This window comes from Bacillus sp. S3 (assembly GCF_005154805.1).
Classification (GTDB): domain Bacteria; phylum Bacillota; class Bacilli; order Bacillales; family Cytobacillaceae; genus Neobacillus.
Genome location: NZ_CP039727.1, coordinates 4,709,577 through 4,734,214, shown reverse-complemented (window position 1 = coordinate 4,734,214; position 24,638 = coordinate 4,709,577). Strand labels below are relative to the sequence as shown.

Here is a 24,638-nt window from a genome sequence, read left to right as displayed (position 1 = left end):
AAACAGAAAAAAACGAAAAGTATGCTCTTTCGTGGTATTGTTTAATCGCCAAACCAAACAAACCATAGAAAGACATACTTTTTTATATGACGATTCTATCATGGATAATAGTAAAATTGTCGATTTTTGTCGAAAAATATTGTTTTAATGTATTCGCTTTCAGTTGTTAAAATTAGATAATCTTTAGACTATTTAAAATGTTTAATTTAATAGGTTATCTTTGGAAGGGGTTTTTTGCTCTCAAATAATCAAATGGAGGGGGATATCCATGTGTAAAATACGAACAAAGAACATAAGGTTGAAAAAGGGGCTAGAATCGCAGGTTAAAACGGCACGGCTAAGTATCGAAATTCCGGAAAATGTTAAAAATGATTTTCGGGAAGCTGTAGAAAGAAATGGGAAGACCATGAAAGATGTTTTAAAGCTGTATATGCAAAAATATATATGGAAACAAGGGGAATTACAGAGAAATCGGGAAAAACGACGTCAAAGTTTAGGATAATACGTGATGAACAGTATATAGAAGAAACAGGGGCCCTCTTGTACTGCTTTATCCTTACACAAAGTGAAAAAGTAGTTCTTCAAAAAAAATTAGCCATGGTTGTGGAATTGACCATGGCTTGATGAAGGATGTTAAAGACAAAACGCCCCGAGCAAGAGGAGAAAATGTCCTTAAAAAGCGGTCTTAAGGACAAAACAATCTAGAAAAGAGGAGGAAATGTCTTTAATAAGGCTTCTTAAAGACAAAACGCCCCGATCAAGAGGAGAAAATGTCTTTAATAAGGCTTCTTAAGGACAAACCCCACTTCGAAACGATGAAAAATGTCTTTAAGGATTCAGGTACCTTGTCACGCCCCGGTGTTGGGTAATTTTCTTCATTAGAAAGCGCCGCTAAGGCAATAATCCGGAATCAGACTACCAGAGACAGATCAATTGAAAATTTACGATAAATTATATAATGTGTTTATCGGGTTGTATCCGTCATTAAAATCATTTTTTGCTATTAGTGCCGGGCAAGGCTCGAAAGGTGGAGAATCAGTTGAAAAGTAAGGTGTATATAACAAGAAAGCTGCCTGCGGAAATCGTTGATAAACTTTCAAGCCATTTTTATGTGAGAATGTGGCAAGAGGAAGATGTTCCTGTTCCAAGGGATGTTTTACTAAAAGAGATTGAGGATGTGGATGGACTTTTTTGTTTATTAACGGAGACGATTGATGAAGAGGTTTTAACGAAAGCGCCTTCTTTAAAGGTGATTAGTACATTAGCGGTTGGCTATAACCATATTGATATTCAAGCGGCTGCCAGGAAAGGGATTGTCGTCACTAATACCCCTGGTGTATTGACGGAAACGACAGCAGATTTAACCTTTACGCTGTTAATGGCTGCCGCACGAAGGGTCGTCGAATCCTCTGACTATTTGCGTAATGGTGACTGGAAGACATGGTCCCCGATGCAGCTGACGGGTCAGGATATTTATGGCGCCACCATCGGGATCATCGGTTTAGGGCGAATTGGCGAAGCGCTGGTCAAGCGGGCAAAGGGCTTCGATATGAATGTTCTCTATTATAATCGGACGCGAAAGCCGGAAAAGGAACAAGAGCTGGGAATTCATTACGCCACACTAGCGGAGTTATTACAGCAGTCTGACTATGTTTGCCTCCTTCTTCCATATAGCACTGAGGTTCATCACCTCATTGGTGAAAAAGAATTAGCCCTGATGAAACGAAATGCCATTTTAGTCAACACGGCCAGAGGCGGCATAGTGGATGAGGTTGCATTGTACCATGCATTGAAGGACGGGCAAATTTGGGCCGCGGGACTTGATGTATTTGAACAAGAGCCGGTGCCTGTTGACCATCCACTATTAACGTTACCAAACGTTGTCACCTTGCCACACATCGGAAGTGCTAGTATCCAAACAAGAACGAACATGGCAAATCTAGCAGCCGATAACCTAGTGAGTGTCCTCAATGGCAATAAGCCGCTTACACCGGTAATCAGCAAATAGATAGACATAGAAAGACCATGGGGACGCTTCTGTTGACTTTTTTTCCAGGACGTTTTCCGTTCCGACACCGACCGCTATGGGGTCCTCTCCTTCAGAACGCATTTTTCATTTGGGTGAAAAAGCCAATTACAACAAATGTGTGTAAGAACATATAGATATAAAAAGGGCCTTAACTATTTTGAAGGTCTTTTTTAGTGAAATGGAGAGAAGGAAAATGAATGCCAAGCGGAACGTTTCAAGTTGAGGTAGGCTTACCAATTAATGAGGTGTGGGATTTTGTAAGGGACATGGATCACTGGGCACCACTTATTCCTGGATATATTCATCATCAGAAATTTACTAACCGCCAGTCTACCTGGGAATTCTATAGTAAAATGGGGCCGATAAAGAAAAAGGTTAATCTGATGATCACGATAAAAGAATGGATTGAACCGACCAGGGTTACGTTTGATCTAAAAGGACTAAATGAGAACCTTTCAGGCAGTGGATATTTTCTGGCAGAGCCGTTGGATAATAATAAAACACGGATAACAGGCTTTCTTGATATGACTGCCGGCGGTGCAATGGGGCCAATGATTAATGCAGTTTTAAAATCGGTTATCCCTAAAATAACCGAAGAAATGGGTATTGCCATCGCCAAAAAATTAAATCAGTGACAAAGGAAAGCCAGTGGGACGGACGGTTTTTCTAGCGTTTTTAAGTGAAGCATGATAACCGTCCCTATGGCCCTTCCTATGGCCCTTTTAAACAGCCCCACGTAATTCCTTTTTGTAGTGTTTTAACTGTTTTTTCTTTAAAGATTTAGATTGAATTAAATCGTTTTTGCATTTTTTATGAATGGTTTTTAGATATTCTTTGTTCTTGTGATCTTTACAATAAGGGATAAACAAATTTGATACGAAGAATAATACGATTTGCTCTATTTCCAACAATGTTGTTTTACCATTTTTCTGTTTATAAGTCATTTCACAATCATGAATGACCATACTGCTATCGTTGCTTATCCATCCTAATTGATATTCAAATAGGGAAAACTTGGCTTTATGTAAGCCGGTGTCCAAGGGAGGCAACCTATAAAATTTCTGTTCCATGTGGTTATTTAGATGTTGGATCAGGTTTTCAACCCGGGGTCTATTGAATTTCTCACGATGAATCAGGCGTTCCGAGTTCATTCTTTCCCGTGATAAAAACGTTCTACCCTTTCTCAAAAAATCACTTTCATCAACGGCATGAAGATATTCTTGATATAATTCCCCCATATCCCGTAAATGGATCACATTGATTATTTTGTCCATTAAGATTCTAAATTGCTGCAATGGCAAGTACTCTTTGCCAGGAGTAGGATGAACACAGAATTCAACTTCTGTAACAATACGCTTAAACCTTTCAACAATATCTAGGTCAATTTTGCTCCTCGGCTTTATGTGCAGGATTGTTTCATTCAACACGTTTGTAAAGCGCTTCGTTTGTAATTTGTTCATTTTTCATCCATCCTCCTTTATTTTAAATAATATTCCTCCAATGCTGCCTCTTCTGCCGCCTCAACCGCCTTCACCACTACATTTGGGTAATAGGATAAAATACATTTGACTATTTCTTTCACATTCATTTCCAATGAGTCGGAAATGCCCTTTAGTTTTTCATAATGCTTTTCTTTGATTTTAAAGCTATATGTTCTCAACTCAGTATCTTCGACATATCTTATTTGGCTCGATCTTTTGATATGGTGTTTCTTCTCATAATCTTTTAATGCCAGTTTAATGGATTTGTTTACCAATTTTTTTACGGTTATATCAATTTCGGATGCAAGATCTTGTAAGGTAGTATACTCACTTTCAAAAAGGGCTAATTTGACCGACCATTCTTTTTTGATTTCTTTCATCAAAACATCGCTCCTTAAAAAACTTGTATCCATATACTACCTTGTAATGGCGCAAAAAGTCAACTATAAAATAACTAATTATCTTATTTAAGGGGATTAATAGTCCCCTTTGGAGAAATACCTATTGTGTAAGCAACAAGATTTTCATTCCGATTCCTGGGGACAAATCAGTTGTCATTGGTGTAACATTGTAGTGGTACCACTGGCCCGCCCCGATATTTGTCGGAAAATTAAGCTATGATTAACCATCAGGAGGTTAGAAAGTATGAGCATTGGTTATTTTAACGGAGAATATATCCAACTGGATCAACCAGTCGTTCCAATTGATGAAAGGGGACATCAATTTGGCGATGGTGTGTATGAGGTAATCCGCGTGTATAATGGAAAACCTTTTATGCTGGACGAACATTTGCAGCGGCTAATCACAAGTGCAGGGGCCATTAAATTACAAATGGAAAAATCTCCGGAAGAGTTTAAAGCCCTGATTTTGGAATGCGTCCAAAAATCGAACTTACTAGATTGTGATGTGTATTTACAAATTACCAGAGGAATTGCCGTACGAAAGCATCTTTTTCCACAAGCGCCTTTGTCCGTTTCCATGACCGTCAGGCCGGCAAGAATGATTGAAAAATCTTTAAGAGAAAACGGTGTGACGGCGATTTTCCATGCAGATGAGCGGTGGGCTAATTGTTATATTAAATCGTTAAATCTTCTGCCCAATATTTTGGCAAAGCAAACTGCGCATGAACGCGGCTGCTTTGAAGCGATCCTCGTAAAAGATGGCTATGTCACCGAAGGAACGAGCTCGAATGTGTATATGATTAAAGACGGGGCAGTCTACACAACCCCGCTATCGAAGCAGATTTTATCGGGGATCACACGGATGGCCGTTGAAAAAGTTACGCACTCTTTAGGAATACCTTTCATTGAAAAAATGTTCACACCAGATGACTTACTGGCAGCTAATGAAGTGTTTATCACAAGTACTTCATCGGAAATTTTACCGATTGTGAAAGTGGATGACAAGGACATCAACGATGGAAAGCCTGGAGATTTAACGTTGAGGATGTATCAGGAATTTCAAAAATTGATTGGAGAAAATAAGTAGTTTAGGTTTGGGCAAAAACCTGCTCTTAGGAGGAATTGTTTTGGAGAATCATGAGCCTAAGAAAGTGAGGGAACGGGGGATTGTCATCGGACGGCTCCCTGTCGGTCAGAAAAATTGTATTACGGATGTTATGGGCGTTCAGGTTGGCCATGTTACCCTTGATTACCCTTTAGAAAACTTGGAAGATTATGCATGTACAGGTGTAACTGCGATCTTACCGCATGGCGGCAACCTTTTTAAAGAAAAAGTAACGGCCGCAAGCTATGTGTTAAATGGTTTTGGAAAAACAACCGGCCTCATCCAAGTGAACGAATTGGGTGTTCTTGAGTCACCGATTATGTTAACGAATACGTTCGGGGTTCCGGCAGTTACCCAAGGAACCCTAAGCTATATGCTCGAGGAAAATCCCGAAATTGGTGATACAACTGGAACGATTAATGTGGTAGTCGGGGAGTGTAGTGACAGCCATTTAAACTCGATCCGGCAGTTCCCAGTTCAACCGGAGCATGCGATGGAAGCCATTAAAAAAGCATCCAATCATGCTGCGGCGGAAGGAGCTGTCGGAGCAGGGAAGGGAATGGTTTGCTTCGGGTATAAAGGGGGGATTGGTTCTTCCTCCCGGATCGTTGAGGACGGTGGTCATTCATTCACAGTGGGCTGTATGGTACTAAGTAATTTTGGGAAAAAAGAAGAGTTTCAAGGCTTGCGGTATTTGCCGCTGCGGGAAGAACCTGTTTCAGCCTTATCGAAAACAGAAGACGGATCGATTATTATCGTTTTAGCAACAGATGCCCCGCTTAGTAGCAGACAGTTGCAGAGGGTAGTCAAACGATGCGGAATTGGTCTTGGCCGAACGGGAAGCCACCTTAGCCATGGAAGCGGCGATATCGTGATCGGTTTTTCAACTGCGAATAAAATTCCGCATTTTACAAACGAACTAATCGAAACACGCAGTCAGTTAAGGGAAGACCAACCGCTTTTCAATCAACTTTTTACCGGAGCTGCAGAGGCTGCGGAAGAAGCGATTTTAAACTCCTTATCACAAGCAGTAACGACGCAAGGCAGAATGGGGCGTGTTGTTCATGCTTGTCCATTTACATAGAAAGCGTGGAAAATTGGAAATTTTAGCAAACCTAAATGTAACATGGAGGTAATCACTAGAAGGAGATGATCTAAATGAAGAGAATTCGACTTAAAATGGTGAGAAAAGATTTGTTGGATATACCTCAATATGAACTACCACCCGGTTTTCGAATGAGGTTATTTGAAAAAGGCGATGAACATCATTGGGCTAAGGTTGAGACAAGTGCAGGCGAATTTAAAGATGAGGAAGCCGCACTCGAACGCTTCAATAAAGAATTTGGCGACGATATAGATGAGATGACAAGAAGATGTGTTTTCATCGAGAATGAAAATGGCGAAGTGATTGGAACGACAACAGCGTGGTATGGCGACTTAAATGATGATGGAGAAATATGGGGCAGAATCCATTGGGTAGGTGTTGTGCCTGACTATCAGGGGAAGAAATTGTCAAAACCCTTACTCAGTGCGGCCATGAATATTTTAGCGAAACATCATTCAAAAGCCTATCTCACATCGCAAACGACAAGTTATCAAGCGGTCAATATGTACTTGAACTATGGATTTGAGCCTTACATCACAGATCCAAGCTGTGAGGAAGCCTGGGGCTTACTGGAAACTGTTTTAAATCGAAAAATAAAGGCCACTGGGTCAGACCACCGCTAAAGTAAAACAGGGAGCGAGCCTCTCTGTTTTCTTTATGTTTGTTTTTAAAGCGACGCTGTTGGGGCCGAGTGCGACATAGTGGGTGCATGGTTACATAGAGGTTTCCATGGATTTTGATTCATAAAACCGAGGATTTTTACCAAAAATGAATCCAATACCCTCTATTGGATTCAATTCACTCAGGACTTTTACCAAAAATGAATCCAATACCCCCTATTGGATTCAATTCACTCAGGACTTTTACCAAAAATGCAACCAATACCCTCTATTGGATTCAATTCACTCAGGATTTTTATCAAAAATGCAACCAATACCCTCTATTAGATTCAATTCACTCAGGATTTTTATCAAAAATGCAACCAATACCCTCTATTGGATTCAATTCACTCAGGATTTTTATCAAAAATGCAACCAATACCCCCTTTTGAATTTATTTCGCTCCGGATTTTCATCAAAAATGAATCCAATCCATTATGGTTGCATATTTTCCGCACTTTCCTCCAAGTGCGTTTTTCCTTATTCGTCCCAGATATCCAAATTTAGCTATTGTATTTTGAAATATTATAGTGTTATAATGTGCTAGTGTGATAATATGGTAACGTACTAAAGCGAATGAACGAATTGATAATCCAATAAAGGTGGTTTTTTTATATGAAACGTCTACGTCTAGTATCTATGGTTCTAGTGATTGCAGCGGTATTTTCTGCTTTAACAGCTTGCTCGAGTAATACTTCCGGGGCAAAGGAAAAGGGTGATCAAACCCTGGTCATCGGCATCGACGATAAATTTGCTCCAATGGGATTCCGTGATAAGGATAATAATATTGTAGGGTTTGATATTGACTATGCAAAAGCTGCGGTTGAAAAGATGGGCGCGAAGCCAAAATTCCAACCAATCAACTGGAAAACGAAGGAATCAGAACTAAGCAGCGGGCGCATTGATTTTATCTGGAACGGCTACACTATCACTGATGAACGGAAGAAAAAGGTTCTTTTTACAAAGCCATATTTAAAAAATGCTCAGGTTGTAGTCACGCTTGCTGATTCTAAGGTATCCAAACTGGCTGATTTAGATGGCAAAGTGGTCGGACTTCAATCTCTGTCTTCTGCATCGGATGCCTTGGAGGCAAACCCAATTAAAGCAAAGATTAAAGAAGTAACGGAGTTCTCCGATAATGTAATGGCCTTGAATGATTTAAAAAGCGGCCGGCTAGATGCTGTCGTGATTGACGAAGTAGTCATCGATTATTACATGTCAAAAGAAAAGGGCACGTTCAAAGTGCTTGATGAATCTCTTGCACCTGAAGATTATGGTGTAGGCGTGAAAAAAGGAAACGAAGAACTTTTAAACAAGCTGCAAAAAGCACTGGATGAAATGAATGAAGACGGAACTGCAGCTGAAATTTCAACCAAATGGTTTGGCGAAGATAAAGTATTAAAGTAAAGATAAATAGGGAACAAAACAGGATTCCAAAGGGACCCTGTTTTGTTTTAAAGGTAAGAAAGTAGAAAATTTTTGGACTTTGAGAATTGTCTAGCTCCAGCGCCCTAGCGGCTAGTGTCCTTCGCTCTCCGCCCTACGATAAGTCAACATCGAATCGCCTCCGGCTCTTCGTGTTTCCTTTATCTCAGTTGGAGAGCTCCAGGCCATACGCCGCTGACCAGGGCGCTTGCGCTTTTCTTAGGAGGAATCCTGTATGTCGTTTGATTATATACTAACCATCCTTAAGCCGATGCTTGAAGGGGCACAGATGACGATTCTGCTGTTTGTCATTGCCATTGTTGTGTCAATTCCGTTGGGCTTTTTATTAACGTTAGCTGTCAAAAGCAGCTTCAAACCGCTATCTTGGCTGGCACAAGCTTATATTTATGTGATGCGCGGGACACCGCTATTGCTTCAATTATTGGTGATTTGTTTTGGGCTGCCGATGATTCCGGGAATCGGGGAGTATTTGGTGCTCGACCGCTTTGTGGCTGCTTGTATTGGGTTTATCCTGAATTATGCTGCCTATTTTGCTGAAATTTTCCGCGGCGGGCTGTTGGCGATTGATAAAGGACAATATGAGGCCGCACAGGTCCTCGGTTTCAACAAATGGCAGATGACGACGCGCATTATTATGCCGCAAATGTTTCGTATTGCCCTGCCGGCTGTGGCAAACGAATCGGTGACACTGGTCAAGGATACGGCTCTGCTTTATGCGGTAGCGGTTCCGGAATTATTGCATTTTGCAGAAACCGCGGTAAATCGTGATTTTACGATTATTCCTTTTGCTGTGGCGGGTGTTATTTATCTGCTGATGACGCTTGTATTAACGCTGATCTTTAAATGGATTGAGCGACGGTTTCGCTTTGAATAAGGAGGGGGTGTAAAGATGGCAATCATTGAAGTTTCGAATCTCAAAAAGTCGTATGGCGATCTGGAAGTGTTAAAACAGATTACCTTTGATGTCAATAAAAACGATGTAGTCGCTGTGATTGGCCCCTCCGGATCGGGGAAAAGCACGATGCTCAGGAGCCTCGTTCACCTGGAAAAAATAGATGGCGGCAGTGTCCGGGTTTCCGATGATTATCTTGTAAAGGACGGTATATATGCAAAACCGCAGGAAATCAAGCAGATTACCGCCAAGATGGGGATGGTGTTTCAGCACTTTAATCTGTTCCCGCACTTAACGGTCACGGAGAATTTAGAAATGGCACCAAAGTTAGTGAAAAAGGAGTCTGCAGCTGTTATTCGGAACCGCAGTACCGAACTGCTTAGAAAAATCGGCCTTACGAACCGTGCGGATGCCTACCCGGCCCAATTATCAGGCGGTCAAAAACAAAGGGTAGCCATTGGCCGAGCCTTGATGATGAATCCAGATATTCTGCTGTTCGATGAGCCTACTTCGGCACTGGACCCCGAGTTAACCGGCGAAGTCCTGCAGGTGATGAAGGACCTGGCAGAAGAGCACATGACGATGATCGTGGTCACCCATGAGATGGGATTCGCCAAAGAAGTCGCCAACCGGGTGATCTTTATGGATAATGGCGAAATTGTTGAATCCGGTGATCCTTCTGAGGTCTTCACCAACCCGCAATTCGAGCGGACGAAAGCATTCTTGAATCGTTGATTATGATGAAACGGTTCTTATTTATTTGGCTCTGTTAAAGTTCATTGTTGACTTTTTACCACTGTTGATTGGAGTGGAAGGCGCGAGACTCCTGCGGGAGCAGCGGGACAGGTGAGACCCCACAGGCGCTTTAGCGCCGAGGAGGCTCACCGCACGCCCCGCGGAAAGCGAAGCGACTGTAGCGGAAATCAACAGCCACGTTTAACAGAGCTATTTATTTAAAAGGGTTCAGTCCCGCTGCTTCTGCTGCGAAACTGAACCCTTTCTTTATTAAAAAGGTAAAAAGAGCATCATGCCCCTGTTTTATTGAAGGGATATTAATGTCATGTGCTGGCCTCTTTTTCCTTCAAGGGTTAAGGTTACTGTTTTTCCTTGATGTGCAAATAATTTGTTGATCATGTTGCCTGATGCTTTTGCGGCATAGGTACTGCCATCTGCCGTGATAAAGCGGAAGTTTCCGTTTGGTTCTATCCCTGCTATTTGAGCGACTACACTAATTTGATTAGGCGTAGAGGCGGTTCCAACAGGGATGTTGATTTTTTGACCAATTTTCAACTTTGTTGGCTCGACAGTTGGATTTAGTGCTTGAATTGATGAGACTGAGACGCCCAAAGCTTTACTGATTTTTGTAAAAGTATCACCGCTTTTAATCACATATACAGATGTACTTACCGCCCCGCTGCTGTTGTTCGTTGACTCATTTTGTGTATTTACCGGCTTGTTGTTCGTTAAATAGGCTGCACTCACATATGCTGCTTTGCCGTTGAACTGAATCTTAGCCCAGCCATTCGAGATGGATGTCACAGAGACACGGTCATCTAGTTTTAATGATCCTAGTACTGTGCTGCTCGTAGAAGCTAGTTCTCTAACTCTCAATGATGATGCAGTGACAATCATTGTGTTTGCTTGAGATTCCACTGCTTGCTTTTGTAAAAGATACTCAGCACTCACAAAACAAACGCGGCCTTTAATCAGGATGCCGGCCCATCCATTTTCGATGAATGCAACCTTGACAACATCGCCCTTTTTATAAGATCCAATAACACTGCTTGCCGTGTTTGGCTGTGAGCGGACATTGAGTGATGTGGCGGTAACCGTTCTATCTTCTACTTTTGGCAAAAGAATTTTTTTACCGTTAATGGAAGTCAGCCCGTTGGCTTCTAAAATTTCCTGTGCTGTCACACCATGGGCCGCAGCGATTGTTTCAATTTTTTCACCACTTTTTACCTGATACGTGTATTCCTGAATATATGCCGCATTCGCAACGGTGGAGGACAAGCCCAGAACAACGGTAAAAATCCCGGTCACTATTAGTTTTTTTATTGCACTATTTTGAAGCCATTGATGAACCTGTGTAACATATGTATTCCAATTTCTGCGTATGTCTTTTAAGAATCCTGTGACATCCACTACATTGCGAATATCAAACTGCACACTCCGATAATATTCGCGTTTTTCCATTCTCGAAGTGAAAACGGGTACACTTTTTGTTTGCTGTTGTTTTCCATGCGTTTCTTTCCTGCTTCGTGTTAACTCGCCATTTACCCATAAAACTTCAGTCAAAATAATCAGTTCTCCTATTCATTCTTTATCGTGTCTACATTCATGGGTGACACTTCCATCCGTTTTTCCTATATACCAGCTATTAAAAAATATCTTCTCTCTGTAATATTCGGTGCTTGGCGTAATTTTATGTCCCATATTTGTCATAATTAGTCGAAAATAGATGATGTTGGGCCTATTACCATGTTTGGTGGAAGGGATATTGGTTGCGATGTGTTCAGTTCAGCATGATTAAAATTGACTAAAAGTTACTTCAGAAGATGAGTGTAGGATGCCTAATTTAATCAAACGATTGATTAGTAAGTCCTATTTGGAATTTCCTCAAATGAATGTCGATTAGCGGGATAGAGGTTTGGAGTTTTTATTTGATGGAATCTAATTACACCATTCAACAATATTTTCTTCTGTTTGGCAGGCGAAACGGTATATTTTCAAGGATTGCAGCCATTTAAATTAAACCTTCGATTGATAGGGGAAATAGAGAAGAATCGTTGAGGCGTGTCTGAATGTGAAGGGGAGGTTTTCAACTAACGATGGGATCTTGGGGAGTGATCATGCGCATTAAAACCATCTCATCTGAGTAAATATTACTTCCCATAAGAATGCCCAAACCATTACCACCTTTTTTGATGCGCCAAAATAATGAAACCATGTAACCATAGATTCCACTGGTCACTAGCAAGTCGCGTGGAATCTATGGTTAGTTTGTCCATATGCAGAAATCCCTTGATGGTTTCTGTGTGTCGTATCTGAAATCATGAATAGAAACGGCTTTAAAAAAACCGTGAGAACCGTCCCCGCGGACTCATATAATGCTTATTTCCATCCCCATTTTTGAAAGATTTGGTGAGAGGACTCGGTTTTTAAATAATCTATGAATCGTTGGGCATCTTTTTTGTTATCCGTGATGGTTGTAAGAGTAATGGGGGTTCCTCTGTAAAGCTTTTCTGCATCTGGCAGCTCAACTAATTCGGTGCTGTCCTTCAGCCTATAATGCCAAGATTCATAGGTAATCCACGCGTCGAGCTTCGCATTTGCTTTCCATAACTCAATCGCTTCCGCACTCGATTTTACTGAAATATCGATATTTTGGCTGATTCCGCCAATTAGTCCCTTTCTGCCTGCTAAATCCTCCCATAATCCAAGCTGCCCAGCGCCATTCACATCTACAATTTTTACCCCGTTCTTCGTTAAATCTTCAAGGGATTGAATGTTCTTTGGGTTCCCTTTTCGTATTATAATCCCTGCTGCACGAGGATATAATTCTGTAAGTGAGTTTTCATTTATCATCTCAGGGTTGCTTAGTATAAAACTGCGAAGCATGTACTCTGATCCTCCATAAATGATGTCTGCATCTTGTTTCGCGCTGTTAAGCCAATTCGATTCAGGTCCAGCCGTCACCACCACTTTTATTCCCGTTTCAGATGTGAATTTTTCTGCAGATTCCTTTATTGGCCCCAGGGGTCCGCCTGGCCCATATACTTTAATCACACCATCGTTCTTTAAGGATTTCACTTGTTTTTGTGACTCTGACGAATGATCCATCTTCGCATATACCGATATTCCTGCAGCCGTGAATAAGAGCAAAAAGAATGCACCAAGTAACAAAATTTTCTTCATCTTCATTCCTCCGTTTTTAGGTTTTCACTAAAGGAAACGAACAGAGGCATAAAACGGTTTGACAGTAAATTAAAAAAAGACCATGGGGACGGTTACTTGCTTTTTTTGAACGGCTAATTCGGATAGATCTGATGGGATTATGCGTTTTTGCACCTTTAAAGGGGATTCCCCGTTCTCAGTTCAGTGCTCCCGCAATTGCAATCAGACTACGAATATACCGAAAAGCAGTGATATAGTCATCTGTTTCAAAGCGGTGGGTTGTCGAATTCACTCTTTCGACGATTGGCAGAATTCCGGCTGCATCAGCCAAACCTGGGTGCAGGTAAGTGACTTCGACCTGGAAGGGACCTTTAATTGTGACAGGTTGTATCTTATGAAGACACGAGAGCGATTCAATCGTTTTTTCCTTGATCAGGCATCGCGCTTTCTGTGGACTTAAATTTTTCGCCGTTTGCCGATTGATTGTGCGTTTAACGACAGCCGTTTCTATTCCCGGAATGAAGTCCATTGCTTCTTGGGCAGCGTACTGACATCCGGTGACAAGTACAACAGGCACCCCGAAAACCCCAGCGATTCCCGCATTCAGTGCAATTTCTCCCATTTCTTTATTATTGATTTTTATATTTCGAATGACCCCTCCGTGAAAAGTATGATTCAGAATACCGTCGTTTCCCATCCTAGAGTGATAGCCTAAAAATATAGCTGCATCAAACTCCGTACTAATCCCTTCCATCATCGCAAGTGTTTTCGGAGAACCGGTGATATACTCCGCATCTGGGTGCATCGCTTCGGGGATCAGGTTACGCATCGTTCCGTGTGAATCATTCACAACAATTTCTGTAGCCCCTCCTGATAAGGCCCCTTCGATACATGCGTTTACCTCTTCGGTCATCAGGATTCTGGCCCGATCATGTTCTCGGCCGTCCCGTGCGGTATGCTCACGATGAACGACTCCGGCTACTCCCTCAATGTCCGCAGAAATAAAAACTCTCATACTTATTACCCCCTATTAGAACCTATTTATTAATTATTCTACACCATTACTGTATTTCCCTTTTTAAAAAATAGGTTGAAATAGGTTAAATAATATATTATGATTAACGAAAGATTCTGAAAAATAGAGGAGAGGTGCAAAGATTTGTATTCTTCAAAACTAGTAGATGTATACCGCGGGGGAAGGGTAGAAAGCTCCCATTTCGGACACATAGCTGTCGTTAATTCGGAAGGAAAATTGTTATATTCGCTTGGCGATCCCAATCGGGTAACCTATGCCAGGTCTTCTGTGAAGCCTTTACAAACCATTCCGGTTGTGGAAACAGGGGCAGCAGACCACTATGAGCTGAGTGAATCGGACATTTCGTTATGTTGCGCTTCACATAGTGGAGAAGCACAGCATACCGATCGGGTACTGGCCATTCTTGGACGAGCAGGAATGGAAGACACATCTTTACAATGTGGAACCCATATTCCACATTCACAGGATACATATAGGAAATTGATCGCAGCCGGCAAGGATCTCACCCCTTTATATAGCAACTGCTCCGGCAAGCATACAGGTATGCTGGTGACCGCTAAACATATGGGGGAAACGCTTGAAGATTACTATCTGCCCAGCCATCCGGTCCAACAAAGAATTTTGCAAACCATTTCCGAAGTGGCTGATTATCCAATTGAAAAAATTGAAATGGGAACCGATGGCTGCGGTGTACCAGTGCATGCCCTGCCATTAGAACGGTTTGCCTATGCCTTTGCTAGAATGGCCCGCCCTGATTCCTTGGGAGAAAAAAGAGCCAAGGCTGCGAATCGAATTACAACTGCCATGATGAAGTATCCCGAGATGGTAGGCGGAACGGGCCGTTTCTGTACCGATTTTATGAAAGCAACTGAAGGTCGTTTATTTGGGAAAGCAGGAGCAGAAGCTGTCTACCTGATTGGGGATAGGGAAACGGGAATCGGCATTGCGATCAAGATAGAGGACGGAAATGGAAGAGCCGCCTATCCCGTCGCCCTGGAGACTTTGATGCAACTTAATTTCATCAGTGAAGAGAAACTCAACAAGGTTATGCATCATTACCGCCCTGTTCTGAAGAATGCCCGCCAAGAAAATGTGGGTGAAATGGTACCATCCTTTCAGTTACACAAGTGCTAAGGCATTTTTGTAAATAAAAATGATCTAGGGGGAAATAAAATGGTAAAAAGAAAATACCTGACCGCCGTTCTTACTGGATTCATGGCCCTAAGCCTTGCGCTTGCAGGCTGCTCCAGTCAGTCTGGCTCGTCAAAAGAAGAGAGCCAGAAACCGAAAACAGTGACAAAGCAAAAAGAACAACCGCTTGCGAAAAAAGACGGAAACAGCCTTACTATTGCTATTAAGGACAACCTCGTCAGCATGGATCCGCAGGACACGAACGATACGTTGTCCGGTTCCGTCCAAGCAACGATGTACGAAGGCTTGGTTGGATTCGACAAAGATATGAAAATGGTTCCTGTTTTAGCGGAAAGCTATGAAGCCAGCGATGATGCAAAAGTATTCACCTTCAAATTGAAGCAGGGAATCAAGTTCCACGATGGTACCCCATTTAATGCGGAAGCCGTGAAGGTAAACATCGACCGCGTAGCTAATCCAGATAATAAATTAAAAAGATACAGCATGTTTGCACTAGTTGACAAAACCGAAGCAGTAGATGAGTACACCTTTAGAGTAACGTTAAAGGAACCGTTCGGAGCCATGCTGAATAACTTTGCCCATCCTGCGGCGAGAATCATCAGTCCCGAAGCTTTGAAGAAATACGGGAAAGAGGTATCCGTGCATCCTGTCGGAACTGGCCCGTTCAAATTTGCAGAGTGGGATCAAAGCGACCATTTGACTGTTGAAAAGAATCCGGACTACTGGGAAAAAGATTTGCCGAAGGTAGATAGCATCAAGTTTAAGCCTGTACCGGAAAACGGAGCGCGCGTAGCAATGTTACAAACAGGAGAAGCTGATTTTATTTATCCTGTTCCTACCGAACAAGTGGAAGCGATCAATGGAAAAGACGGGATTGTAGTAGAAAATAAACCTTCCATTGTAGCCCGTTATATGACCATGAACTCGACAAAGAAGCCTTTTAATGATGTTAGGGTACGTCAAGCGATTAACTATGCGATTAATAAAGAAGCGTTCTTAAAGGTTGTGTACCGTGGATTTGGAAGTGAAATGGATTCGATTATACCGGCTGGCCTTCAATTCTATTCTAAGCAAAAAACATACCAATATGATCTGGAAGAGGCTAAAAAACTGTTGAAAGAAGCAGGTTATGAAAAAGGTTTTACAACTACCATATGGGGAGCAAACAACTCAGATGCCATGAAGGCAATGGAGTTTTTGCAACAGCAATTGGGTCAAGTTGGCATCAAAGTAGAGGTAGTTCCTATGGAAGCAGGTACACTTTCGGATAAAATTTGGTCCGTTCAGGAAGCAAAAGATGCCGGAGTCGAGCTTTATTATGGCGGCTGGTCTTCTTCCACGGGGGATGCGGATTGGGGAATTCGTCCGTTGCTTGCCGGAGATTCCATTCCACCGAAATCCTATAATGTAGGCTATTACCAAAATGAAAAGGCGGATCAGCTCATTAACGCTGCTTTACAAACAGCAGATCCAGAAAAGCGCAAAGTAGCTTACGCTGACGTACAGAAAATGATTTGGGATGATGCACCTTGGGCACCTCTGATTGTCGAAGATACAATCGCAGGGAAAAAGAACTACCTGGAAGGCGTTTACTTATTGCCTGACGGTTCTCTGAGTGCAAAAGAAGCAGAAATTAAAAGGTAGGGAAATAGTGGGCGGTCGCTAATTAACTTGTTAGTGACCGCCCTATCTTGAAGACAGGAAGGAAAAGGAGGCGGGTTATGTTTCGTTATATTTTAAAGCGTTTATTGGGCATCATTCCTATTCTAGTGATCGTTTCCATTTTTATTTTCATGTTTGTCCATATGATTCCTGGGGATCCTGCACGGCTTGTAGCTGGTCCGGATGCAGGTCCAAAGGATGTGGAGCTTGTTCGTCAACAGCTTGGTCTGGATAAACCGATTACGACGCAGTATTTCACTTACATAGGCAATCTATTCCAAGGCGATTTGGGCGTATCGATGAAAACGAAGAGGCCTGTATATGATGAGATTGCCCAAAGATTTATGCCAACTTTTTGGCTGACCGTTTGGAGTATGGTCTGGGCCATCCTCTTCGGACTGTTAATTGGCGTGATATCGGCAACAAAGCGGAATAAATGGCAGGATTATGCGGGTATGTTTAGTGCCGTATCAGGTATTTCTTTACCATCCTTTTGGCTGGGTTTAATGCTGATTCAACTATTTTCCGTTAAGCTGGGCTGGTTTCCAACAGGAGGCAGTGATTCCTGGAAAGCGTATGTATTGCCTTCCATTACCTTAGGAGCTGGAGTAGCTGCTGTCATTGCTCGCTTTGCCCGTTCATCCCTGATGGAAATTTTAAAGGAAGACTATATTCGTACGGGAAGAGCCAAAGGATTGAAGGAAAACGCTGTAGTGTGGAGACACGCCTTAAAAAACGCAATGATTCCCGTTATTACTATGACAGGATTGCAGTTTGGATTTCTATTGGGAGGTTCCATCGTGGTTGAGACGGTATTCAGTTGGCCAGGATTGGGCCGGTTACTAATTGATTCTGTATCATTCCGCGACTATCCATTGATTCAGGCAGAGATGTTACTATTTGCTTTAGAGTTCATTTTGATTAATTTACTTGTGGATATCCTGTATGGGGTAATGAATCCGCAAATTCGTTATAAGTAGTGAAAGGGGGAATGAAAATTGGCAAATAGCGGTATAGTTATTCAACCGAATGAACAAGTGACGGGGAGGGAAGTAGAGAAGGTACGAACCCCGTTTTTTGAGTTTTGCCGGAAATTTAAAAAACAGCGTTTGGCCATGGTCGCAGGGTGTTTTATTGTTCTGCTGTTTATCATTGCACTTATAGGTCCTGCTATTGCTCCCTATTCTTCGATAGAGCCGGACTATGATAATATTTTAAGTCCCCCCTCGATGGAACACTTGGCGGGCACGGATGCTTTCGGGAGGGATATCTTTAGCAGGATTCTCGAGGGAACGAGAATTTCTCTTTTTGTTGGCTTGACCTCCGTGTTGGTAGGAGCCATTGCCGGTACCATACTTGGTCTGATCAGCGGATACTATGGAAAATGGATAGACAGCCTCATCATGCGATTTTGTGATGTATTATTCGCCTTCCCAGGAATTCTATTAGCAATTGGTATTATTGCCATTTTAGGGCCGGGACTGGGAAATGTGATTATTGCCGTAGCGATTTTTAGTATCCCAATTTTTGCACGAATTGTACGAAGCAGCACCCTCTCCATCAAAGCTACCGTGTTTGTAGAGGCAGCACAGTCCATTGGAGCAGCCCCCAGGCGTATCATTTGGAAGCATATTTTCCCGGGTACGGTGTCCAGCATCATTGTTTATTTTACGATGCGAATTGGAACTTCCATTTTAACGGCGGCAAGCCTTAGCTTTCTAGGATTGGGTGCCCAGCCTCCTTCACCTGAGTGGGGTGCGATGCTCAGCTCCGGCCGGGACTTTTTGAATACAGCTCCGCATGTCACCTTCTTTCCGGGACTCGCCATTTTCATTACCGTACTTGCCTTCAATCTGTTGGGGGATGGTTTGCGGGATGCCCTCGATCCGAAGATAAAAGATTAATAGACAGGGAGCGATCATATGAACAACAAACTATTGGAAATATCCAATTTAAAAACCTATTTTTTTTCAGACAAAGGTCATGTACCTGCTGTTAACGGTGTGGATCTGTATATAAACAAAGGGGAGACGCTCGGAGTAGTAGGTGAGTCAGGCTGCGGAAAAAGTGTCACATCTCTTTCTATTATGCGCCTGCTCACAGATACTCCTGGAAAAGTAGTGGATGGTTCGATTCTGTTTGAAGGAAGGGATCTGTTATCCCTTTCGGAAAGTGACATTAGAGAGGTACGCGGTAACGAAATTGCGATGATCTTCCAGGAACCTATGACCTCATTGAACCCGGTATATAAAATCGGACAGCAGATTGGCGAGGCTGTGCAGCTTCATTTAAAGTATGACAAGAAAAAGGCCCGGGAACACGTGATTAAGATGTTGAAATTGGTGGGAATCCCGCGTGCGGAAGAGATTATTGACGAATTTCCCTATCAGTTGTCTGGTGGTATGAGGCAGAGAATTATGATTGCTATGGCGATGTCCTGTGACCCGACACTTTTAATTGCCGATGAACCGACAACGGCTCTTGATGTGACCATTCAGGCTCAAATCCTAGAATTAATGAGGAAACTGAAAGAAGAAAAAGGGACAGCTATTATGTTAATTACGCATGATTTAGGGGTTGTGGCAGAAATGTGCGATCGTGTCGTGGTTATGTATGCTGGAAAGGTTGTAGAGGAAGCCGATGTGTTGGAGATTTTTGAAAACCCTAAACACCCTTATACCAAGGGATTGCTTAACTCCGTTCCAAAGATGGGTCAGAAAACGAATCGGCTTGAATCCATTCCCGGCAACGTTCCTACTCCCGCGAATATGCCAAAGGGGTGCAAATTTGCTCCGCGCTGTTCTCAAGCAATGGACATTTGTCAGGAGCAAGATCCAGATCTTCTACAAATCGCAGAAGGGCACCAATGTCGGTGCTTCCTGTATCAAAGCGAAGTGGCAAGGGAGGCGTAATAAATGGCAGAGTTGTTAGTAGAATCTAAGGGTTTGAAGAAGTACTTTCCGATTAGCAAAGGACTGTTCGGCCAGAATAAATCATATGTCCGGGCTGTTGACGGTGTTTCTCTTTCCATTCGTAAAGGAGAAACACTTGGATTAGTTGGGGAAAGCGGATGCGGAAAGTCCACGACAGGGCGCATGATGATGCGGCTGCTGGCACCCACGGAAGGGGAAATTTGGTTTAACGGTCAAGATATCAGCAAGTTAAGCGACAAACAGCTGCGTGAAGTCAGGAAAGACTTCCAGATGATTTTTCAGGATCCTTACGCCTCCCTCAATCCTCGGATGACGGTTGGAGAAATTATTGCAGAGCCTTTGATTGTTCATAACATGATGGGAAAAAGAGAGAGAGACAAGCGGGTTCATGAATTATTAGAATGTGTCGGGCTTACTCATTATCATGCAAATCGTTATGCCCATGAATTTAGCGGAGGGCAACGACAACGAATTGGCATTGCAAGGGCGCTTTCCGTAAATCCGAAGCTGATTGTGGCAGATGAACCTGTTTCTGCGTTAGATGTCTCCATACAATCTCAGGTATTAAATCTCATGCAGGATTTACAAAAAGAACTAGGGCTGACATATCTGTTTATTTCCCACGATTTGAGTGTGGTGGAGCATATCAGTGATCGTGTGGGTGTTATGTATCTGGGGAGAATTGTGGAAATAGCCCAGAAGGAATCCCTGTATGAAAATCCGCTGCATCCATACACACAGGCTTTAATGTCTGCCGTTCCTGTAGCCAATCCACGGATGAAGAGAGAACGAATTATCTTAGAAGGTGATATTCCTAGTCCATCTAATCCTCCAACAGGGTGTACGTTTCATCCCCGATGCCGGTCTTGTATGGATATTTGTAAAACAACAGTTCCTGAACTAAAGGAGATCGAACCTGGGCATTTTTCCGCATGTCATTTGTATGTATAATAGGAATTATGATGGGTTTCCTTATCGTTAGGAGTGAAAAATACATTGGTTGATAAAGTTTTAACAATTATTTCAATTCAGGATGAACTTTTGTCTGCGATCTCAAAGCAGATGACAGAGATTGCCGGGGATTTAATCAAGATTCGTCCGATATCGATTAAAAACTTGGCGAGGGAAACGATTTCGGAAGGAGAAATCGTTTTATTGGGAGCCAACTTTATTTTACCCCTTGTTCAGCCTTTCTTGCCAAAAGGGGTAAAGTGGATTGAGGCTAAACGAGGGCTGAATTTTGCAAACATAAAAAAACTGCTTCATGCTCCTCAGGGAAAGAATATTTTAGTAGTAAACGATACAAAGCATACCACGGAGGAAACAGTCCAAGCGCTTCGGGAGACTGTATTTGAGCATAATTATTACGCATATGCTCCGGATACTCCGATTCCCGCGCATATTGATTACATCATTACCCCGGGAGAGATGCAGCTTGTTCCGGAGGGGGACATGAAAGTGATTGATATCGGCTATCGTGTTCTTGCTTTGGAAACGGTTTTTGAAATATTTGAGGCATTGGAATTAGATTGTCAGCAATTCTTTCTTACCAATCGCTATATGAAATCCCTTTTAGCTTTATCCAATGGAAATAATGCTTTTAAAATTGATTCTACCTTTAGCAAATGGAGAGAGTATACAGGAGGAAAAACCGCCAAGTACTTCTTTGATGACGTGATAGCGAATAGTCAAGCCATGAACGATGTTTTAAAGATTGCAAAGAGACTTGCTAAAACAGGTGACCCTGTGCATATATTTGGAGAAACGGGCACGGGCAAAAGAATGCTTGCGCAGGCAATCCACAACGATTCACTGGTTAAGACGGGTCCCTATCTCCATATTAATTGTGCGGCGAGACCATTTGACGTGCTGGAAAGGGAATTGTTTGGAACAGAATCGGGTGGACAGTCTTCTCCAGGCCTTTTTGAATTGGCCAATGGCGGAACCTTGTGTATTGAAGAGATTGATGAATTACCAGTTTCCTTGCAAGGCAGACTCCTGCAAGTGCTTGAGGAAGGTCAAATTATCAGGGTAAATGGTCATTATCCGATTCCTATTCAGGTAAGAATCATTACGACAAGCGATGCCGATCTCTCGTTATTGGCGGATGATGGAAAATTCCGCAGGGATCTGTTTTATTATCTGGCTGCTTTAACCTGCAAAGTTCCGTCCTTGTCAGAGCGCAAGGAGGATTTTGAGCCCCTTATTCAAACGTATCTTCAGTCCCATTTGCATAGGGGTGATTTGGTTATTCCGCCTGATATGATTAAGCTTCTGCGACAATATCCTTGGCCAGGGAATGTAATCGAATTGTTTAATGCCCTCTCATATATGGCCTGTTTGGAAGAAAAAGAAATCACATTAGAATTATTGCCCTTCTATATGAAGGGGAGGCTTCAAAAAGCGGCTGTTGATTCTTCACTGCCGCAAGAAATGGATGAAAGTGAATTAAATGAATTGTTTATGAGTATTGAAGAGCACGGTTTCTTGGAGGAAAGCCTGGCGATCCTTGAAGTTTATGATGAAGGGAAGAAACAGCATACATCTTATGGCCGGGCTATGGTGCAGAAAAGGCTTGAGGAAAAAAATGTTACTCTTTCCGAACAGCAGTTAAGAACACGGCTGGATGCCCTTAACCAATTAGAATTATTGAATGTCCGTCAAGGGCGTTCAGGAACAACGATATCGAGAAAAGGGGAGTTGTTCCTTCAAACGCTTTGGATGAAAAATTAAATGGTCAATGCTCAATTAGCGCAAAATGTTTTGGTGGTGTAGAGGATGAATAGAGTACGGATTCGTGACCTTGGTATAAACGTTGGAAGATTTAAAACTGGCACATATAATGCGATTACGGATGTTTCAGGAGTAATGGTTGGGCATACGACCCTTTCCTATAAGAGTGCAGAAGATCGAATTGTTCAAACCGGAGTAACAGCAATACTTCCGCATTCGGGCAATTTGTTTCAAGAAAAGGTATTGGGAAGCTCCTATGTGATCAATGGATTTGGCAAGACCGTAGGGACCATTCAACTGCAGGAACTTGGAGTAGTAGAAAGTCCGATTCTTTTAACCAATACATTTTCTGTTCCGGCGGTCTTGGAAGGCACCATCCGTTATCTCCTCGACCAAAATCCCCAAATTGGTGATACAACGGGTACTGTAAATGTAATCGTAGGAGAATGCAATGATGGTTACCTCAATGATATTCGGGGATTACATGTCAGACCGGAACATGCCTATCAAGCGATTCATTCTGCCAAATCTGGAATAGTGGGAGAAGGTTGTGTCGGGGCTGGAACCGGAATGTCTTGTCTAGGTTTCAAGGGAGGCATTGGAACAAGCTCGAGAGTCGCTTCCTTTGGAGAACAGTCCTATACCATTGGTGTGCTGGTGGTCAGTAATTTCGGCGAGGAGAAGGATTTGCGCATTCCTGCAGGTGGGTTATACCGTTTAGGAGAAGAAGAAAAGATGCCCGATGGATCGATTATGATTATTCTTGCCACGGATGCACCACTCAACGAGAGACAACTTGGTCGCTTAGCTAAACGATCTACATTCGGACTTGCCCACACCGGTTCATATGGGGCTCACGGAAGTGGTGATATCGTTATTGCCTTCTCTACGGCGCATCGTGTTTCTCATGAACCCGATCAGGAAAATATCTCGTATTCATTTATGAGGGAGGACGGCAAAAGGATTTCCCAACTGTTTGAGATGACTGTTGAGGCTGTAGAAGAAGCGATTTGGAATTCTATTTGTATGGCGACCACAACGGAAGGAAATAAAGGAAGAGTTCGAGAGGCAATTCCTTATGATATTTTGTTGGGGTCATCTTCATAAAGGAGGGGGTTTGAAATGAGTTTGGCCTATTTTAATGGGAAATTTGTCGAACCAAATGAGTCAGTTGTGCCTATCGATGAAAGAGGTCATCAGTTTGGTGACGGTGTTTATGAGGTGATTAGAATTTATGATGGAAAACCCTTCATGATGGATGAGCATCTGGATCGATTGTATAAAAGTGCTGATGCTATCAAATTACGTATTGATCCTAATCGGGAGGCCTTCAAAAACTCTATGCTGGAGCTGACACAAAGAAGTGGATTAACGAACCTCGACCTTTATGTGCAGGTGACGAGAGGAATGGCACCAAGAAATCATCTATTTCCGGAATGCCCCGTATCTGTTTCGATGACTGCTAAACCATTTCGAATCATTCCAGTGGGGGAACAAGGAGCAAGTGTCATTTTGCATCCTGATGAACGTTGGGCAAATTGCTACATCAAATCGTTGAACCTGCTGCCTAACATTCTTGCCAAGCAGGTGGCGTATGAAAAAGGCTACTTGGAAGCGATTCTGGTGAGAGATGGTAAAGTGACCGAGGGAACAAGTTCCAATGTATACATCGTAAAAAATTCCTCGGTCATCACTACACCACTCTCAAAACATATTTTATCCGGAATTACGAGAATGGCAGTGAAAAACTTGGCAGAGCATCTCAAAATTCCATTTGTAGAAAAACAGTTTACGCCGGATGAAATGATCCAAGCTGATGAAGTATTCATTACGAGTACCACATTAGAAATCACACCAATCATACGCGTGGACGACAAACAAATCAATGATGGTACGCCAGGTTCGGTTACAAAGGCATTGAAGGAACAATTCAAGCAGATCATCTAAATAGGCTGAGTCCTATTTTGTCGAATTAAAATGGTGCCACAGACACGCCTCGATATTTGTCGAATGATTTTTGAATAAAAAGACAGGGATTAAGGGTATCCCCGTCTTTTTACATATTTTTGGATTGTATAGGGGATGATGATTTTAAAAGGGATTGTCT

23 protein-coding genes are annotated in these 24,638 nt (G+C 42.5%); 18 read left to right on the top strand and 5 right to left on the bottom strand.

The window, feature by feature from the left end:
- Positions 1–268: 268 nt before the first annotated feature.
- The 3 genes from FAY30_RS22640 (at position 269) to FAY30_RS22630 (ending at position 2,664) form a co-directional block, all read left to right on the top strand.
- Positions 269–502 carry a hypothetical protein gene (locus FAY30_RS22640; protein ID WP_149871994.1) on the top strand — a complete coding sequence of 78 codons (234 nt, stop codon included), beginning with the start codon at positions 269–271 and terminating at the stop codon, positions 500–502.
- A gap of 537 nt (positions 503–1,039) precedes the next feature.
- Positions 1,040–2,008, top strand: coding sequence for a 2-hydroxyacid dehydrogenase (locus FAY30_RS22635; protein WP_149871993.1), 969 nt, complete (start codon positions 1,040–1,042; stop codon positions 2,006–2,008).
- Positions 2,009–2,226: 218 nt separating this feature from the next.
- On the top strand, positions 2,227–2,664 hold the full coding sequence (locus FAY30_RS22630) for an SRPBCC family protein (protein ID WP_149871992.1): 438 nt from the start codon (positions 2,227–2,229) through the stop codon (positions 2,662–2,664).
- Positions 2,665–2,751: 87 nt separating this feature from the next.
- Here the strand turns inward: FAY30_RS22630 and FAY30_RS22625 are convergent, their stop codons facing one another.
- Positions 2,752–3,489, bottom strand: coding sequence for a hypothetical protein (locus tag FAY30_RS22625; RefSeq protein WP_149871991.1), 738 nt, complete (start codon positions 3,487–3,489; stop codon positions 2,752–2,754).
- Positions 3,490–3,506: 17 nt separating this feature from the next.
- Entirely contained in the window at positions 3,507–3,890 is a 384-nt protein-coding gene (locus tag FAY30_RS22620; protein ID WP_149871990.1) for a hypothetical protein, read from the bottom strand.
- 265 nt (positions 3,891–4,155) lie between these two features.
- Here FAY30_RS22620 and dat (FAY30_RS22615) point away from each other — a divergent pair, with 265 nt between their 5' ends.
- From dat (FAY30_RS22615) to FAY30_RS22590, 6 genes are all read left to right on the top strand, one after another.
- Positions 4,156–4,998, top strand: coding sequence for a D-amino-acid transaminase (gene dat / locus FAY30_RS22615; protein WP_149871989.1), 843 nt, complete (start codon positions 4,156–4,158; stop codon positions 4,996–4,998).
- 40 nt (positions 4,999–5,038) lie between these two features.
- Positions 5,039–6,100, top strand: coding sequence for a P1 family peptidase (locus FAY30_RS22610; RefSeq protein ID WP_223820822.1), 1,062 nt, complete (start codon positions 5,039–5,041; stop codon positions 6,098–6,100).
- A gap of 74 nt (positions 6,101–6,174) precedes the next feature.
- On the top strand, positions 6,175–6,744 hold the full coding sequence (locus tag FAY30_RS22605; RefSeq protein WP_149871988.1) for a GNAT family N-acetyltransferase: 570 nt from the start codon (positions 6,175–6,177) through the stop codon (positions 6,742–6,744).
- A gap of 651 nt (positions 6,745–7,395) precedes the next feature.
- Positions 7,396–8,187: an amino acid ABC transporter substrate-binding protein gene (locus tag FAY30_RS22600; protein ID WP_149871987.1), complete on the top strand. Its 792-nt coding sequence runs from the start codon at positions 7,396–7,398 to the stop codon at positions 8,185–8,187.
- Positions 8,188–8,440: 253 nt separating this feature from the next.
- Positions 8,441–9,100: an amino acid ABC transporter permease gene (locus FAY30_RS22595; RefSeq protein ID WP_149871986.1), complete on the top strand. Its 660-nt coding sequence runs from the start codon at positions 8,441–8,443 to the stop codon at positions 9,098–9,100.
- A 15-nt stretch (positions 9,101–9,115) separates the two neighbouring features.
- Positions 9,116–9,853: an amino acid ABC transporter ATP-binding protein gene (locus FAY30_RS22590; protein ID WP_149871985.1), complete on the top strand. Its 738-nt coding sequence runs from the start codon at positions 9,116–9,118 to the stop codon at positions 9,851–9,853.
- A 303-nt stretch (positions 9,854–10,156) separates the two neighbouring features.
- Here the strand turns inward: FAY30_RS22590 and FAY30_RS22585 are convergent, their stop codons facing one another.
- The 3 genes from FAY30_RS22585 to FAY30_RS22575 all read right to left on the bottom strand — a co-directional run bounded on the left by FAY30_RS22585 (position 10,157) and on the right by FAY30_RS22575 (position 14,030).
- Complete coding sequence (locus FAY30_RS22585) at positions 10,157–11,416, bottom strand: LysM peptidoglycan-binding domain-containing protein (RefSeq protein ID WP_149871984.1); 1,260 nt, start codon at positions 11,414–11,416, stop codon at positions 10,157–10,159.
- A gap of 816 nt (positions 11,417–12,232) precedes the next feature.
- On the bottom strand, positions 12,233–13,036 hold the full coding sequence (locus FAY30_RS22580; protein ID WP_149871983.1) for an extracellular solute-binding protein: 804 nt from the start codon (positions 13,034–13,036) through the stop codon (positions 12,233–12,235).
- A 175-nt stretch (positions 13,037–13,211) separates the two neighbouring features.
- The gene (locus FAY30_RS22575) at positions 13,212–14,030 is read right to left on the bottom strand and encodes a M55 family metallopeptidase (protein WP_149871982.1); all 819 of its coding nucleotides are present in this window, start codon (positions 14,028–14,030) and stop codon (positions 13,212–13,214) included.
- Between the two features lie 144 nt (positions 14,031–14,174).
- Between FAY30_RS22575 and FAY30_RS22570 the strand changes: the two genes are divergently transcribed.
- The 9 genes from FAY30_RS22570 to dat (FAY30_RS22530) all read left to right on the top strand — a co-directional run bounded on the left by FAY30_RS22570 (position 14,175) and on the right by dat (FAY30_RS22530) (position 24,478).
- Positions 14,175–15,185, top strand: coding sequence for an asparaginase (locus FAY30_RS22570; protein ID WP_149871981.1), 1,011 nt, complete (start codon positions 14,175–14,177; stop codon positions 15,183–15,185).
- A gap of 39 nt (positions 15,186–15,224) precedes the next feature.
- Positions 15,225–16,847, top strand: a complete 1,623-nt coding sequence (locus tag FAY30_RS22565; protein ID WP_149871980.1) for a glutathione ABC transporter substrate-binding protein — start codon at positions 15,225–15,227, stop codon at positions 16,845–16,847.
- Positions 16,848–16,924: 77 nt separating this feature from the next.
- Positions 16,925–17,845 carry a glutathione ABC transporter permease GsiC gene (gene gsiC / locus FAY30_RS22560; protein WP_149871979.1) on the top strand — a complete coding sequence of 307 codons (921 nt, stop codon included), beginning with the start codon at positions 16,925–16,927 and terminating at the stop codon, positions 17,843–17,845.
- An 18-nt stretch (positions 17,846–17,863) separates the two neighbouring features.
- Positions 17,864–18,769, top strand: coding sequence for an ABC transporter permease subunit (locus tag FAY30_RS22555; protein WP_149871978.1), 906 nt, complete (start codon positions 17,864–17,866; stop codon positions 18,767–18,769).
- 18 nt (positions 18,770–18,787) lie between these two features.
- On the top strand, positions 18,788–19,777 hold the full coding sequence (locus tag FAY30_RS22550; RefSeq protein ID WP_149871977.1) for an ABC transporter ATP-binding protein: 990 nt from the start codon (positions 18,788–18,790) through the stop codon (positions 19,775–19,777).
- 3 nt (positions 19,778–19,780) lie between these two features.
- A complete protein-coding gene (locus FAY30_RS22545) occupies positions 19,781–20,749 on the top strand; it encodes an ABC transporter ATP-binding protein (RefSeq protein ID WP_149871976.1) in 969 nt (322 codons plus the stop codon).
- 45 nt (positions 20,750–20,794) lie between these two features.
- Positions 20,795–22,531: a sigma 54-interacting transcriptional regulator gene (locus tag FAY30_RS22540; protein ID WP_149871975.1), complete on the top strand. Its 1,737-nt coding sequence runs from the start codon at positions 20,795–20,797 to the stop codon at positions 22,529–22,531.
- A 45-nt stretch (positions 22,532–22,576) separates the two neighbouring features.
- On the top strand, positions 22,577–23,638 hold the full coding sequence (locus tag FAY30_RS22535) for a DmpA family aminopeptidase (protein WP_149871974.1): 1,062 nt from the start codon (positions 22,577–22,579) through the stop codon (positions 23,636–23,638).
- A gap of 15 nt (positions 23,639–23,653) precedes the next feature.
- A complete protein-coding gene (gene dat, locus FAY30_RS22530) occupies positions 23,654–24,478 on the top strand; it encodes a D-amino-acid transaminase (RefSeq protein ID WP_149871973.1) in 825 nt (274 codons plus the stop codon).
- Positions 24,479–24,638 lie beyond the last annotated feature (160 nt).